The organism is Pseudogulbenkiania ferrooxidans 2002, assembly GCF_000174355.1.
Taxonomy (GTDB): Bacteria; Pseudomonadota; Gammaproteobacteria; order Burkholderiales; family Chromobacteriaceae; genus Pseudogulbenkiania; species Pseudogulbenkiania ferrooxidans.
In genome coordinates this window covers 116,170-130,315 of record NZ_ACIS01000008.1, presented here as the reverse complement: position 1 = coordinate 130,315, position 14,146 = coordinate 116,170, and the positions used below count along the sequence as shown (strand labels likewise).

General features: G+C 65.7%; 11 protein-coding genes and 6 tRNA genes. 14 read left to right on the top strand and 3 right to left on the bottom strand.

Translation table 11 applies throughout. The features are described 5' to 3' along the window. Positions 1–101: 101 nt before the first annotated feature. Genes flhB through FURADRAFT_RS14735 form a run of 6 tightly spaced genes read left to right on the top strand, consistent with a single transcriptional unit; the run spans position 102 to position 7,209 of the window. Positions 102–1,268 (top strand): flagellar biosynthesis protein FlhB, encoded by a 1,167-nt coding sequence (flhB, locus tag FURADRAFT_RS14760; RefSeq protein WP_008954965.1) that lies wholly within the window; start codon positions 102–104, stop codon positions 1,266–1,268. Positions 1,269–1,274: 6 nt separating this feature from the next. After that, positions 1,275–3,359 carry a flagellar biosynthesis protein FlhA gene (flhA, locus tag FURADRAFT_RS14755; RefSeq protein ID WP_008954964.1) on the top strand — a complete coding sequence of 695 codons (2,085 nt, stop codon included), beginning with the start codon at positions 1,275–1,277 and terminating at the stop codon, positions 3,357–3,359. Between the two features lie 6 nt (positions 3,360–3,365). After that, entirely contained in the window at positions 3,366–4,805 is a 1,440-nt protein-coding gene (flhF, locus tag FURADRAFT_RS14750; protein ID WP_008954963.1) for a flagellar biosynthesis protein FlhF, read from the top strand. A 1-nt stretch (position 4,806) separates the two neighbouring features. Continuing rightward, a complete protein-coding gene (locus FURADRAFT_RS14745; RefSeq protein ID WP_008954962.1) occupies positions 4,807–5,670 on the top strand; it encodes a MinD/ParA family ATP-binding protein in 864 nt (287 codons plus the stop codon). After that, on the top strand, positions 5,667–6,413 hold the full coding sequence (locus FURADRAFT_RS14740; RefSeq protein ID WP_008954961.1) for an RNA polymerase sigma factor FliA: 747 nt from the start codon (positions 5,667–5,669) through the stop codon (positions 6,411–6,413). The genes FURADRAFT_RS14745 and FURADRAFT_RS14740 overlap by 4 nt, the downstream gene beginning before the upstream one ends. Before the next feature lie 46 nt (positions 6,414–6,459). Continuing rightward, the gene (locus tag FURADRAFT_RS14735) at positions 6,460–7,209 is read left to right on the top strand and encodes a flagellar motor protein (RefSeq protein ID WP_008954960.1); all 750 of its coding nucleotides are present in this window, start codon (positions 6,460–6,462) and stop codon (positions 7,207–7,209) included. A 78-nt stretch (positions 7,210–7,287) separates the two neighbouring features. Here the strand turns inward: FURADRAFT_RS14735 and FURADRAFT_RS14730 are convergent, their stop codons facing one another. Then, the gene (locus FURADRAFT_RS14730; protein ID WP_008954959.1) at positions 7,288–8,718 is read right to left on the bottom strand and encodes an exonuclease domain-containing protein; all 1,431 of its coding nucleotides are present in this window, start codon (positions 8,716–8,718) and stop codon (positions 7,288–7,290) included. A gap of 2 nt (positions 8,719–8,720) precedes the next feature. Further along, positions 8,721–9,995 (bottom strand): Y-family DNA polymerase, encoded by a 1,275-nt coding sequence (locus tag FURADRAFT_RS14725; protein WP_040653004.1) that lies wholly within the window; start codon positions 9,993–9,995, stop codon positions 8,721–8,723. A 137-nt stretch (positions 9,996–10,132) separates the two neighbouring features. Between FURADRAFT_RS14725 and FURADRAFT_RS14720 the strand changes: the two genes are divergently transcribed. The 7 genes from FURADRAFT_RS14720 (at position 10,133) to FURADRAFT_RS14690 (ending at position 12,767) form a co-directional block, all read left to right on the top strand. Then, positions 10,133–10,209: transfer RNA gene (locus tag FURADRAFT_RS14720), tRNA-Arg, on the top strand. A 5-nt stretch (positions 10,210–10,214) separates the two neighbouring features. Further along, a tRNA-Glu gene (locus tag FURADRAFT_RS14715) sits at positions 10,215–10,289 on the top strand. Between the two features lie 497 nt (positions 10,290–10,786). Further along, a tRNA-Arg gene (locus FURADRAFT_RS14710) sits at positions 10,787–10,863 on the top strand. 5 nt (positions 10,864–10,868) lie between these two features. Next, positions 10,869–10,943: transfer RNA gene (locus tag FURADRAFT_RS14705), tRNA-Glu, on the top strand. Between the two features lie 5 nt (positions 10,944–10,948). Further along, positions 10,949–11,025: transfer RNA gene (locus tag FURADRAFT_RS14700), tRNA-Arg, on the top strand. A gap of 3 nt (positions 11,026–11,028) precedes the next feature. After that, positions 11,029–11,103, top strand: a tRNA-Glu gene (locus FURADRAFT_RS14695). A 251-nt stretch (positions 11,104–11,354) separates the two neighbouring features. Further along, entirely contained in the window at positions 11,355–12,767 is a 1,413-nt protein-coding gene (locus FURADRAFT_RS14690; RefSeq protein ID WP_008954957.1) for a sodium:proton antiporter, read from the top strand. 69 nt (positions 12,768–12,836) lie between these two features. Here FURADRAFT_RS14690 and coq7 read toward each other — a convergent pair whose 3' ends face one another. Beyond that, a complete protein-coding gene (gene coq7 / locus FURADRAFT_RS14685; protein ID WP_008954956.1) occupies positions 12,837–13,457 on the bottom strand; it encodes a 2-polyprenyl-3-methyl-6-methoxy-1,4-benzoquinone monooxygenase in 621 nt (206 codons plus the stop codon). 134 nt (positions 13,458–13,591) lie between these two features. Here coq7 and ppa point away from each other — a divergent pair, with 134 nt between their 5' ends. Continuing rightward, the gene (gene ppa / locus FURADRAFT_RS14680) at positions 13,592–14,125 is read left to right on the top strand and encodes an inorganic diphosphatase (RefSeq protein WP_008954955.1); all 534 of its coding nucleotides are present in this window, start codon (positions 13,592–13,594) and stop codon (positions 14,123–14,125) included. The last annotated feature ends 21 nt before the right edge of the window (positions 14,126–14,146 follow it).

The following is a 14,146-nucleotide window of genomic DNA, read 5'->3' as shown; positions in this document are numbered from 1 at the left end:
GGCTTCTGCGCCCCCTGTGCGATGCCAGGGAAATGCCCAAATCATGGTAGGCTAGCGGCTGCCGCCCTTACCCCAAATGACGACGCAGCGATAACGCCACCATGGCAGAAGATTCCGACCTCGAACGAACAGAAGCCGCGACCGGACGGCGCCTGCAACAGGCGCGCGAGGAAGGCAACATCCCGCGCTCGCGCGAGCTGTCGACGTTTGCCGTGACCATGACCGGCGTGGCCCTGCTGATGGCGATGGGCGAGCGCCTGGGCAACTTCATGCTGCAGCTGATGCGCCGCCTGTTCACCTTCGACCACGACATGGTGCAGCACACCGATCCGGTGCTGCTGCGTTTCAAGGAATCCCTCACCGATACCCTGCTGCAGCTCATGCCCCTTTTCGGCGGGCTGGCGCTGGTGGCGGTGGCCGCCCCGCTCTTGGTCGGCGGCTGGAACCTGACCTTCAAGGGCATCGAGCCGAAGCTCTCCAAGCTCAATCCGGCCCACGGCATCCAGCGCATGTTCTCGCTCAGCGCGCTGACCGAGGCGCTCAAGGCCATCCTGAAGAGCGTGGTGATCGGCGGCGTCGCCACCTGGGTGATCTGGAACGAGCGCGCAGAGCTGATCGGGCTGATCGCCATGCCGCTGGAGACGGCGCTGGGCAAAATGATGCAGCTGACCTTCCATACCTTTCTGCTGGTGGTCGGCGCCATGTTGCTGCTGGTCGTGGTGGATGTCCCCTTCCAGATCTGGAACTACCACAAGCAGCTGCGCATGACCAAGGAAGAGGTCAAGCAGGAATACAAGGAACAGGAAGGCTCGCCGGAGGTGAAGGGGCGTATCCGCCAGTTGCAGCGCCAAGCCGCGCAGCGGCGCATGATGCAGGAGATTCCTTCGGCCAACGTGATCGTGACCAACCCGACCCACTACGCCGTCGCCCTCAAGTACACCGAGGGCATGCGCGCGCCGCAGGTGATCGCCAAGGGCCGGCTCAAGTTGGCCGAAAAGATCATCGACACCGGCCGCGAGCACCGTGTCACCGTGATGCGCGTGCCGAGCTTCGCCCGCGCGCTGTATTTCCACTCCGAGCTGGGCGAAGAGGTGCCCTCCCGTCTGTACGGCGCGGCGGCGCAGATTCTCGCCTACGTCTACCAGCTCAAGCTATACGAATACAACGGCGGACTGGCCCCGGTCTACCCCGAGCACGTCGAGGTCCCTGCCGATCTTGACCCGGAAAGCAAACGCCAGCAAGATGCGGCGCCGACGGCTAACCCTTAAGCGGGCATGGATACTATTCTCGAGCAACTGAAACGCTTCAACCTGACCCGCCTGGCGGGCCCGGTCCTCATCATCCTCATTCTGACGATGATGGTGTTGCCGTTGCCGCCGATCATTCTCGACATCTTCTTCACCTTCAATATCGCGGTGTCGGTGATCGTGTTGCTGGTCGGCATCAACGTGCGCCAGCCGCTGGATTTTTCTGCCTTCCCATCGGTGCTGCTGGTCACCACGCTGCTGCGGCTGTCGCTCAACGTCGCCTCCAGCCGGGTGATCCTGCTGCAGGGCCATACCGGGCCCGACGCCGCCGGCAAGGTGATCGAATCGTTCTCGCATTTCCTGGTCGGCGGCAACGTCGCGATCGGCGTAGTGGTGTTTGTGATCCTCACCATCATCAACTTCGTGGTCATCACCAAGGGTGCCGGCCGTATCGCCGAAGTGAGCGCGCGCTTCACGCTCGACGCCATGCCCGGCAAGCAGATGGCGATCGACGCCGACCTCAACGCCGGCCTGATCGGCGAGGAAGACGCGCGCAAGCGCCGTTCCACCATCGCCGAGGAGGCCAACTTCTTCGGCGCCATGGACGGTGCCTCGAAGTTCGTGCGCGGCGACGCCATGGCCGGCATCATGATCATCCTGATCAACATCGTCGGCGGCCTGATCGTCGGCGTGGTACAGCACGACCTGGCGGTGGGACAGGCGGCCGAGAGCTACACCCTGCTGACCATCGGTGACGGCCTGGTGGCACAGATTCCCGGCCTGATCATCTCCACCGCCGCCGGTATCGTGGTGTCGCGCGTCGGCACCGAAAAGGACATGTCCGAGCAGTTCCTCGGCCAGCTGTTCACCAAACCCTCGGTGCTGTACATCACCGCCGCGGTGATCGGCCTCATCGGCATGATTCCCAACATGCCGCACTTCGCCTTCCTGCTGATCGCCAGTGTGTTGGGCGGACTGGGCTGGCTGATGGAAAAGCGCCAGCGCGAAAGCGAACAGCTGGCAGCGCTGGCCAAGGCAGCACCGCCGCCGCCGGGCGAACAGCAGATGGCCGAAGTCAGCTGGAACGACGTACAGCACGTCGACCAGCTCGGGCTGGAAGTCGGCTACCGGCTGATCCCGCTGGTCGACCGCAGCCAGGATGGCGAGCTGTTGCGCCGCATCCGCGGCATCCGCAAGAAGATCGCCCAGGAGCTGGGCTTCCTGGTGCCGGCGGTGCACATCCGCGACAACCTGGAGATCAAGCCGAACGCCTACCGCATCCTGATGAAGGGGGTGGAGATCGGCAGCGGCGAGGCCTATATCGGCCAGTTCCTCGCCATCAACCCTGGACGCGTCAGCGGCGAGCTGAAGGGTCTCGCCACCACCGACCCGGCCTTCGGCCTGCCGGCGGTATGGATCGACGGTGGCAAGCGCGACGAGGCGCAGACGCTGGGCTATACCGTGGTCGACGCCAGCACCGTGGTGGCGACCCACCTTTCCAACCTGCTCAACACCCACGCCGCCGAACTGCTGGGGCGCGAGGAAGTGCAGGCGCTGATCAGCCACCAGGCCAAGGAGTCGCCGAAGCTGATCGAGGACCTGGTGCCGAAGGTGGTGTCGGTGGCCACGCTGCAGAAGGTACTGCAGCATCTGCTGACCGACGGCATCCACATCCGCGACTTCCGCACCATTCTCGAGACTCTGGCCGACCACGTCGGCGTGACGCAGGATATCGACGAGCTGACCGCCGCGGTACGCACGGCGCTATCGCGCGTAATCATCCAGCAGCTCTTCCCCGGCGAGGCGGAACTGCCGCTGATGACGCTCGATCCGGCGCTGGAAAGCGTGCTGCTGCAGGCGGTCCAGTCCAAGGCCGGCGGCGGGCTGGAGCCGGGTCTGGCGGAGAACCTGCTGGCCAGCGCCGCGCAGCAGTCGGAGCAGATGGAGAATCAGGGCTACAATCCGGTCCTGCTTACGCCGCCGGGGCTACGCCCCCTGCTGGCGCGTTTTTTACGCCGAGCCCTCCCACAGTTGCGTGTGATCTCGCATAATGAAATACCGGACAATAAATCCATTCGTATAATCGCGGTCATCGGGGGCAGCAAAGGCTAACTATAGATGGTGGTCAAAAAGTTCTTCGGCAAAACCACGCGCGATGCGCTCAGACAGGTCCGTGAGGAGCTGGGCGCCGACGCGCTCATTCTGTCCAACCGCCCCACCATGGGCGGGGGGGTGGAAATCATGGCCGTGGCCGATGCCGACGTTGCCAACCTGGCGACCACCCTGTCCACCTCGACCAGCAAACATCCGCCGCGCCACGTACCCGCGCCGGTCGCCCCGGCCGGCGGTGCGGTCAACCGCGCGCTAGCACGCACTTATGCACTGCCGGTAGAGCCGCTGGACGCCCCGGCCCCGGCCGCCGCGCCGACACCCAGCCAGCTTGCGGCCAGCGCCGCCTTCCCGCCACGGCGCGAGACGCTGCCCCCCTCACCGCCGCCCGCCTCGGCCGCCCCGACGCCCGCCCCCGCACCGATGCCGCCGCTGCCGGCAGCCGCCGCGGCGACACCTCCCCAGACGAAGCCGGCTCCCGCTCCAGCCGAGGAACCCGAAGAGGTATCGCAGGAACTCAAGCACATCGGCGAAGAGATCAAGCTGCTGCGCAGCCTGCTGCAAAGCCAGCTGGCAAGCTTCGCCTGGTCGGACATGGAAGAGCGCGCGCCCAACCGCATCGAGCTGTTCAAGCACCTGCTCTCGGTGGGCCTGAGCGCCACCCTGATCCGCCAGCTGATCGACAAGATGCCGGCGCAGTATCAAGGCGAAGTGACACTGAAATGGGCGCGCTCGGCGCTGATGCACAATCTCAAGTGCGCCGACGCCGACCGCGACGTGATGGAACGCGGCGGCATCTACGCCCTGGTCGGCCCCACCGGGGTCGGCAAGACCACCACGGTGGCCAAGCTGGCGGCGCGTGCCACGATGAAATTCGGCGCGCAGCACGTGGCGCTGATCACCACCGACAGCTACAGGATCGGCGCCCAGGACCAGTTACGCATCTACGGCAAGATCCTCGGCGTGCCGGTGTACTCGATCCAGAACGAATCCGAGCTGCAGCTGACGCTGGCCGACCTGGCCTCGCGCCACATCGTGTTCATCGACACCGTCGGCATGGGCCAGCGCGACGCCCGCGTCGCCGCCCAGACCCAGATGTTCGACGGCACCGGACGCGAGATCCAGCGCATCCTGCTGATGGCGGCCAACGCCGACGGCCATACCCTGGAAGACGTGGTGCGGCATTACCGCGGCCACGGCCTGGCCGGTTGCATCCTCTCCAAGATCGACGAGAGCGTGGCGATGGGACCGAGCCTGGACGTGATCATCCGCAACCGCCTGAAGATGTTCTACATCACCAACGGCCAGCGCGTGCCGGAAGACCTGCACCTGGCCAACGCCGCCTTCCTGATCGACCGTGCCATGCGCTCCCCGCACCTGAACTCGCCGTTCGCGCTGCAAGGCGACGAGCTGCCGATCATGAACGCGGCCCAGGCCGGCTGGTTGTGACATGCAGGATCAGGCCGCCAGTTTGCGCCGTCTTGCCGCCCAGCCGGTGCGTGCGCCCAGCTTCGCCTTCGTCGGCGCCGAAGGCAGCGGGGTCAGCACGCTGGTGGCCGGGCTCGGCACCGGGCTCGCCTGGGCCGGCTGCCGGCCGCTGTTGATCGACTGCCAGGCGGGGCAGCAGCTGGCGCGCCAGCTCGGCGTGCCGACCACGGCCACGCTGGAGACACAGATCGTGGGCCCCGGCGGGCTCGACACCATGATGACGCAGTCGCGCCATGGCGTGAGCCTGCTCAATCTGTACGCGCGTCCGGAAGACCGCGCACGCTTTTCCGCCCAGCTGTGGCTGCGGCTGGGCAGCGAGTTCGGCTCGCTGGAACGCGACAGCCACATGCTGCTGGTGGACGTGCCCAACCCGGCGCACGACCCGGTGCCGGCCAGCGTGGCCGACAACCTGGTGCTGGTGCTGACGCCGGCGCCGGAAGCGCTGACCATGGCCTACGCCATCATCAAGCGCCTGGCAACGCAGTACGGCCGCCAGCGTTTCAACGTGCTGGTCAACCGCGTGCGACACCTGGAAGAGGCGCGCGAGCTGTTCCAGCGGTTGTCGAGCGTGACCGGCGAATTTCTCAACGTGGCGCTGCGCTGGGTCGGCTTCGTGCCGCAGGATAGCGCGGTGAAGCGCAGCCGCAGCCTGCATCGGCCGCTGATGGAGGCCTTTCCCGACAGCGAATCGGCCATCGCCTTTTCCCAGCTGGCCGCCATGCTGCCGCAATGGCATTCACCCGAAGCCACGCGCCCGGAGGCCGGCTTCATGGACGTACTGATCGCGGCCTCGCGTGATTGGGCCGAGGGAGGAAGGACACGATGACCCTGCCGTCGTTGAAATGCAGGGCGTATAGCAGCCGCGCGCTCCACGGCGACATCGACGTCGAGCTTCACGCCCCGCTGGTCAAGAAGATCGCCAAACTGCTGATTGCCAAGCTGCCGGCCTCGGTCGAACTGGACGACCTGGCCCAGGTCGGCATCATCGGCCTGATCGAGGCGGCACGCCAGTTCGACCCAACTCAGGGAGTGCAATTCGAGACCTTCGCCAGCCAGCGCATCCGTGGCGCGATGCTGGACGAGCTGCGGCGCGAGGACTGGCTGCCGCGCCAGGCACGACGCCACTCCAAACAGATCGAGGACGCCATCCACCAGTTGGAGCAGCGCGAAGGACGCCCGCCGCAGGAGTCGGAAATCGCCGACTTCCTGGGTCTGCCGCTGGCCGAATACCAGACCATGCTGGGCGAGTGCAAGGGCGTTTCGCTGCAGCATTTCAGCGACTTTGACGATGAGGACGGCGTCGGCGCCGAAGCGGCCGTGGCCAACGTGGCGGACGACAACGCCGTCGACCCGTTCGCCAGCCTCGCCGACGGCGATTTCCGCGGCGCCCTGGTGGACGCCATCAAGGCACTGCCCGAACGCGACCAGCTGGTGATGGCGCTGTATTACGAGCAGGAGCTCAACTTGAAGGAAATCGGCGCGGTGCTCGGGGTCTCCGAGTCACGCGTCAGCCAGTTGCACAGCCAGGCCATCGCCCGCGTGCGGAGCAAACTCAGGGAATGGCTGTAAGCCCCACCCGGCGCCAGCATAACAACCACAACAACGGAACACCGTTTTGGACAAGATCAGTATCATCGCCATCATCGGGGGGCTGGCCGCCATCATCGTCGGCCAGGCGCTGGAAGGCGGACATATCGGCTCGCTGTTCCAGTTGACCGCGTTCATGATCGTCATCGGCGGCACTGCCAGCGCCGTCATGCTGCAAAGCACCCCGAAGCAGTTCATGACCGGGCTGCGCATGGCACGCTGGGTATTCCAGCCGCCCCAGTTCGACCACGAGAAGACCATCCGTGACGTCATCCACTGGAGCCAGAGCGCGCGCAAGGGCGGCCTGCTGTCACTGGAGGGCTACGTCGCCCAGCAGCAGGACCCGTTCCACCGCAAGGCGCTGCAGATGCTGGTGGACGGCACCGAGCCGGAGACGCTGCGCTCGGTGATGGAGGTGGAGATTTCGATGTTCGAGCATGCGCGTCGTCAGTCCACGCGCATCTGGGAATCGGCCGGCGGCTACGCCCCGACCATGGGCATCCTGGGCGCGGTGCTGGGGCTGATCCACGTCATGGAGAACCTCTCCGACCCCTCCAAGCTGGGCTCCGGCATCGCCGTGGCCTTCGTTGCCACCATCTACGGCGTCGGTTCGGCCAACCTGCTGTTCCTGCCGATCGCCAACAAGCTGAAGAACCTGGTGGCGGCCGAGATAGCGATGCGCGAGCTGATCGTCGAAGGCTTGGTCGCCATCGGTCACGGCGAGAACCCGCGCATCATCGAGAACCGCCTGCGCGGCTTCCTCGCGATGCACGACTGAGCCGTCAAGGTTGGCCGAAGAGGCTCGGCCAGCAGCCCCTCCGCCGCGAGGCCCGGCCCCAATCACGGCAGGCCGGGATCAGCCGATCACCCCGGAAAACACCATCTCGCCCTCGTCGAGCAAGCGCAGCTCGCTCGACGGCGTCGGCTTCTTGAGATAAGCACTGAACAGCTTGTAGCTGTCGAGATCGAAGCTCGGCTGCCCCTCCAGCGTCTCGCTGGCGGCATGGCGCGTCCCCAGGTAGCACCAGCGGTCGAACACGTGCTCGACGCGCTCGCCGGTCACCTCGTCCCACTCCACCACGGCCACCGCGCCGGGAAACGGCCAGTTCTTCACCCGCACCCGCGACAGCGCCGACATCAGCCGCGTGTTGTGCTGCATCGCCGGCTCGCGACCGATGCAGGCGCCGCGGCACAATCCGGCCTGGAAGCCGCCGCACGGCGCCCCCTTGCGGCTGGTCATCTGCTCCACCCCCAGCACGGCCTGGCACAGACCCTGGGCGCGCGCCATGTCCTGCAACATCTTGCGCGCCTCGCGTGGGTGGCGGAACAGGCCGTACAGATCGGCGGTGCGGCTAAAGTCGAGTTCGTGCGCCAGCACGATGCGCGGCCGCACGAAGCCGTCCGCGCCCTCGCCCAGCTGGATCGAGCACAATTCGTCGCCGGGCCCGCCGCGCCGGTTGTGGCGCGGGCGATGGGCGCGGATCCATTGCAGCTCCAGTAGCATGGCGCCGAACTCGCCCAGCGTCTCTCGCCACTCCACACGGCGGATCGGCTCGGCGATGTGCAGTGTCTTGCCGTGCGCTTTGTCGGCGTAGAAATGCGCCAGCACCTGGCGGCGCAGGTTGGCGCCGCGCCCGACGTACAGGGGCAGCCCGTCGTCGCCCAGCAACAAGTACACGCCGGGCACGTCCGGCAGGCTGTCGAGCAGCTCCGGGTCCAGCCCCGGCGGCAAGGCGGTCGGTGCCAGCAGCGCCGTTGCCGCCTCCAGCACCGCCTCCGGCCCCAGCTCGGCCGTCGCCGCCTCGATGAAGTGGTACACCGCCAAGGCGTCGGCCATGGCCCGGTGGCGATCCGCCAGCACGATGCCATGGCGCGCGATCAGGCTGTCGAGACTGTGCTTGAAATGCTGCGGGTAGAGCCGGCGCGACAGCTTGACGGTGCACAGCACCTCGCTCTGGAAGACGTGCCCGGCGCGCTTGAACTCGTTCTTCAGGAAACCGTAGTCGAAGCGCGCGTTGTGCGCCAGCAGCAGGCGGCCCTGCAGCTTTTCCAGCAACGTCTCGACCAGCGCGGCGAACGGCGGCGCCTCGGCCACCATGGCGTCGGAAATGCCGGTCATGTTCTCGATGAAGGGCGGGATCGGCTGGCCCGGATTGACCAGCGTCTCGTAACGCTCGATGCGCTCGCCATCGATCAGCAGGATGCCGATCTCGGTGATGCGGTCGCGGGTGATGTGGCCGCCGGTCGTCTCAAGGTCGACGATGGCGCAGGGTTGCTCAAACAGCATGCTCAATTCGCTTTCACCACCGGGATATCGTCCCAGCGGGTGGTGTAACAGGGAGAAAGATGGTCTTGCTTCATGCGCCAGGGCTGCTTCGTGCCTTCGGCCAACAAGCGCACGGTGCCGCGCCCCATGCGCTGGTTGATGGCGTCCATGGCCTGCATCAGGCGTGCGCTCTTGGCGTCGAGCGGATCGCCGGCAAAGAGATCGGCCTGCACCTGCCCCGCGTCGACCAGCTCGAACGCCATCACCCCGGCCTTGTGATAACGCACGCCGCGCTGCCACAAGCGTGCCACGGCCTGCTGCGCCGCGCGTGCCAACACCCGGCTATCGTTGGACGGCGGCAACAGCGCCACGGTTTCGCTGGCATCGCCCCCCCGCCCCCAGCCCGGTACGCCGGAGCGTATCCCCACGCGCAGGAAATGCGCCAGCGAACCCTGGCGGCGCAGACGCTCGGCGACCCGGCTGGCATGCATCGCCGCCGCCTCCTGCAACTCGGCCAGCGCCGTCACCTTGCGCCCGAACGAGCGCGTCGACATCACCGAACGGCGCGGCTCCAGCAGCGACTCCAGCGCCAGGCAGGAGACGCCGCGCAGTTCGTCGGCGATGCGCGCTGTCACCAGCCCGAAGCGCCGCTGCAGCCAGTCGCGCTCGGTTTCGGCCAACTGCCGCGCACTGCCGATCCCCGCCAGGCGCAGCCGCTCACCGAGACGACGGCCGATGCCCCACACCTCCTCCACCGCCACCGGCTCCAGCCGCTGCAACAGCGCCGTTGCGTCGAGCGAGCCCAGGTCGAGCACCCCTTCCAGGGCCGCCTCCTGCTTGGCCAGGTGGTTGGCGAGCTTGGCCAGGGTCTTGGACGGGCCAAGGCCGACGCAGGCCGGTAGCCCGAGCCCCTGCAACAGCGCGTCGCGCAGGCGCCGAGCCAGCCTCAGCGGCTCGGCTTCGCCGCTCAGGTCGAGGAAGCACTCGTCAATCGAATAGACCTCCTGCGCCCGCGCGTAACCGGCCAGGAGCCGCATCGCGCGGTTGGAGAGGTCGCCGTACAAGGCGTAGTTGGAGGAAAACACCGCCACCCCCTGCCGCTCCAGCTGCCCCTTGAGCGTGAAGTACGGTGCCCCCATCGGCACGCCAAGCCGCTTGGCCTCGGCCGAACGCGACACCACGCAACCGTCGTTGTTGGACAACACGACCACGGGCCGGCCAGCCAGCGCCGGGTTGAACACCCGCTCGCAGGCAGCGTAGAAATTGTTGCAATCGACTTGCGCGAAACAGGAGGTCATAGGGGAATCGGCGCGGCATGGGGCTGCGTTCATTGTACTGGCTCGCACACAAAATGCCCAACGACGCTTGACAGTCGGAAACAGCCTCTATAGAATCCGCCTCTCTCGAAAGACGCCAGCGTCTGAAGAGAAACAGCGCACCCGTAGCTCAGTTGGATAGAGTATCTGGCTACGAACCAGAGGGTCGGGCGTTCGAATCGCTCCGGGTGCGCCAGCAGCGTCTCCATCGTCTAGCGGTTAGGACATCGCCCTTTCACGGCGGTAACCGGGGTTCGATTCCCCGTGGAGACGCCACGAACGCACCTACTAGTGAAGCGTACACAAGCAGCGATCGCTGGTGCTTTTTGCTTTTCCGGCTTCGGACCTATCCCCTCTCTCCCCGTCACGGCGGCGAGCACCGCCAAACCGGCGCCCGAATCATGCCGCACTCGCCTCTGGCGAGACGGGTTCCCGCCATCCACTCCGGAAAATCCCCAACTTTTCATCCCCCCCGTTTGCCCTGTTACACTGGCGCTCTTTTTCCAGAACAACGCCATAACCATACAGGGGACACTCTCCATGCTCTCACTCCTCTTCCAGCCAGCGCCGGGTTGACACCCGCTCGCAGGCAGCGTAGAAATTGTTGCAATCGACTTGCGCGAAACAGGAGGTCATAGGGGAATCGGCGCGGCATGGGGCTGCGTTCATTGTACTGGCTCGCACACAAAATGCCCAACGACGCTTGACAGTCGGAAACAGCCTCTATAGAATCCGCCTCTCTCGAAAGACGCCAGCGTCTGAAGAGAAACAGCGCACCCGTAGCTCAGTTGGATAGAGTATCTGGCTACGAACCAGAGGGTCGGGCGTTCGAATCGCTCCGGGTGCGCCAGCAGCGTCTCCATCGTCTAGCGGTTAGGACATCGCCCTTTCACGGCGGTAACCGGGGTTCGATTCCCCGTGGAGACGCCAACAACGCACCCGTAGCTCAGTTGGATAGAGTATCTGGCTACGAACCAGAGGGTCGGGCGTTCGAATCGCTCCGGGTGCGCCAGCTGTCTCCATCGTCTAGCGGTTAGGACATCGCCCTTTCACGGCGGTAACCGGGGTTCGATTCCCCGTGGGGACGCCAGAATTCCACAAGAAGCACCAGCACGCGCTGGTGCTTTTTGCTTTTCCGGCTTCGGACCTATCCCCTCTCTCCCCGTCACGGCGGCGAGCACCGCCAAACCGGCGCCCGAATCATGCCGCACTCGCCTCTGGCGAGACGGGTTCCCGCCATCCACTCCGGAAAATCCCCAACTTTTCATCCCCCCCGTTTGCCCTGTTACACTGGCGCTCTTTTTCCAGAACAACGCCATAACCATACAGGGGACACTCTCCATGCTCTCACTCCTCTTCCGCAGAGGGGCGCTGGCCTGGCTGCTGGGGACGCTGCCGCTCGTGGCCCACGCCGGCGTCAACGGCGCCGAGCTCACCACGCTCTGGGCCGTGCCGTTCGCCGGCCTGCTGCTGTCGATCGCCATCCTGCCGCTGCTAGCCCCGGGCCTGTGGCATCACCATTTCGGCAAGATCGCCGCCGGCTGGGCGCTGCTGTTCATCGTGCCGTTCGCGCTGCAGCACGGTAGCGGCGCCACCGGCCATGAACTCTTGCACACGCTGCTGCTGGAATACCTGCCGTTCATCATCCTGCTGGTGGCGCTGTTCACCGTGGCGGGCGGCATCTACCTGCGCGGCAACCTGCACGGCTCGCCGCTGGTCAATACCACGTTCCTCGGGATTGGCACCGTGCTGGCCAGCTTCACCGGCACCACCGGTGCCTCGATGCTGCTGATCCGCCCGCTCTTGCGCGCCAACGACAACCGCCGCCACAAAACCCACGTCGTGGTGTTTTTCATCTTCCTGGTCGCCAACATCGGCGGCTCGCTCACGCCGCTGGGCGACCCGCCGCTGTTCCTGGGCTTCCTCAAGGGCGTCAGCTTCGGCTGGACCCTGCGGCACCTGCTGCCGCTGATGGCCTTCGCCAGCGTGGCCCTGCTGGTGCTGTTCTACCTGCTCGACCGCCACTACTACCACAAGGAAGAAAACCTGCCACCGCTGGCGGACCCGACCCCGGATTCGAAGCTGCGCCTGGAAGGCAGCATCAACCTGTTGCTGCTGGGCGCGATCGTCGGCGCGGTGTTGTTGTCCGGCACCTGGAAGCCGGGTATCAACTGGACCATCGGCGGCCTGGAGATCGAGCTGCAGAGCGTGGTGCGCGACGTGCTGCTGCTGGGGATCGCAGCGCTGTCGCTGGCGCTGACGCCGGGTCGCTGCCGCGCCGCCAACGCCTTCAACTGGGGGCCGATGCTGGAGGTGGCCAAGCTGTTCGCCGGCATCTTCGTCACCATGATCCCGGTACTGGCGATGCTCAAGGCCGGCTCGGCCGGGGCCTTCGGCAATCTGGTGGCCATGGTCAACGACGGTAGCGGCACGCCGCTCAACCCGGCCTACTTCTGGCTGACCGGCGCGCTGTCGAGCTTCCTCGACAACGCACCGACCTATCTGGTGTTCTTCAATCTGGCCGGCGGTGAGCCCGGTCAGCTGATGACCTCGCTGGCACCGACACTGACCGCGATCTCGGCCGGCGCGGTGTTCATGGGCGCCAACAGCTATATCGGCAACGCCCCCAACTTCATGGTCAAGGCCATCGCCGAGGAGCGCGGCGTGGCGATGCCGTCGTTCTTCGGTTACATCGGCTGGTCGCTGGCCATCCTGATCCCGGTGTTCCTGCTGGTGACGCTGCTGTTCTTCTGAATCCGGGCCGAAGCGCCACGCAAAACGGGCTGCCTGAGCAGCCCGTTTTGCCTTGCCGTTACGACAAGATCACAGCCGGTAACTGGCCGAGGTCATCACCTTGGAGGTCAGCTTCATCAGGCCGCGCAGCGGCAAGGGCAGCTTGGCGGCGCCGTGCTCGTGCGCCATTTCGGCGTGACGCACTTCGTCGTCGCGCATCTGCCTGACGATGGCCCGACTCTTCTCGTCCTGTTCCGGCAGGTCTTTCAGGTGACCGTTCAGGTGCGCCTCGACCTGGTATTCGGTCTCTTCCAGAAAGCCCAGGTTCCACTTGTCGCCCAACAGCCCGGCGGCGACACCGATGGCCAGCGAGCCGGTGTACCACAGCGGGTTGAACACGCTGGGATGGCCGCCCAACTCGCGGATGCGGCTCTCGGTCCAGGCCAGGTGCTCCACTTCCTCGAACGCGGCATGCTTGAGCGCCTCGCGCGCGGCCTCGTTACGCGCGGTCAGCGCCTGCCCCTGGTACAAGGCCTGGGCGCACACCTCGCCACAGTGGTTGACACGCATCAGGCCCAGCGCGTGGCGCTTTTCCTGCTCGCTCATCTCGGTTTCGGGCATGCCGGCATCCGGGTGCGGACGGGCGCTGGCGGCCGGAGCAAACAGGGTACGCACCCCCTTGTCGAATTCGATGATCAGCTTGTCCAGCATGGTGTGGCGTCCCGCTTGTAGCAAAAAGAAGCGTTGGATTATACCTTGGCGCCCCGCAAGCGACGACGGCTTGCTGTTATAATCGCGGGATAATTCGGCAAATGTGTTCAACGCTCAACCAAAGGACCTCCCAGATGAATCTCGACCGCATCGCCCCCGGCAAGGACATGCCCAACGACATCAACGTGGTGATCGAAATCTCCGCCAACAGCGCCCCGATCAAGTACGAGTTCGACAAGGACTCCGGCGCCATCTGCGTTGACCGTTTCATGGGCACCTCGATGTTCTACCCGGCCAACTACGGTTTCGTGCCGCAAACGCTCGCCGGCGACGGCGATCCGGTGGACGTGCTGGTGGTGACCCCGTTCCCGCTGCCGCCGGGCGTGCTGGTGCGCTGCCGTGCTCTGGGCCTGATCAAGATGGAAGACGACGGCGGCGTGGATGCCAAGCTGGTGGCCGTGCCGGTCGAGAAGCTGTGCCCGATGTACAAGTCGATCCAGCAACTGGAAGACCTGCCGGAACTGCTGCGCAACCAGATGGTGCACTTCTTCCAGCACTACAAGGACCTGGAGCCGGGCAAGTGGGTGAAGATCCAGGGCTGGGGCACCCGCGAAGACGCCACCAAGGAACTGGTGGAAGGCATCGAGCGTTACAAGCAGGAAGGCTGAGCCCTCCTCTGAACGACCAGC

Excerpts from the sequence above, each read along its gene's own strand:
- coq7 (WP_008954956.1), bottom strand. The coding sequence starts at position 13,457 with ATGCTGGACAAGCTGATCATCGAATTCGACAAGGGGGTGCGTACCCTG.
- flhB (WP_008954965.1), top strand. The coding sequence starts at position 102 with ATGGCAGAAGATTCCGACCTCGAACGAACAGAAGCCGCGACCGGACGG.
- FURADRAFT_RS14745 (WP_008954962.1), top strand. The coding sequence starts at position 4,807 with ATGCAGGATCAGGCCGCCAGTTTGCGCCGTCTTGCCGCCCAGCCGGTG.
- flhF (WP_008954963.1), top strand. The coding sequence starts at position 3,366 with ATGGTGGTCAAAAAGTTCTTCGGCAAAACCACGCGCGATGCGCTCAGA.
- FURADRAFT_RS14725 (WP_040653004.1), bottom strand. The coding sequence starts at position 9,995 with ATGACCTCCTGTTTCGCGCAAGTCGATTGCAACAATTTCTACGCTGCC.
- FURADRAFT_RS14740 (WP_008954961.1), top strand. The coding sequence starts at position 5,667 with ATGACCCTGCCGTCGTTGAAATGCAGGGCGTATAGCAGCCGCGCGCTC.
- flhA (WP_008954964.1), top strand. The coding sequence starts at position 1,275 with ATGGATACTATTCTCGAGCAACTGAAACGCTTCAACCTGACCCGCCTG.
- FURADRAFT_RS14730 (WP_008954959.1), bottom strand. The coding sequence starts at position 8,718 with ATGCTGTTTGAGCAACCCTGCGCCATCGTCGACCTTGAGACGACCGGC.
- ppa (WP_008954955.1), top strand. The coding sequence starts at position 13,592 with ATGAATCTCGACCGCATCGCCCCCGGCAAGGACATGCCCAACGACATC.
- FURADRAFT_RS14690 (WP_008954957.1), top strand. The coding sequence starts at position 11,355 with ATGCTCTCACTCCTCTTCCGCAGAGGGGCGCTGGCCTGGCTGCTGGGG.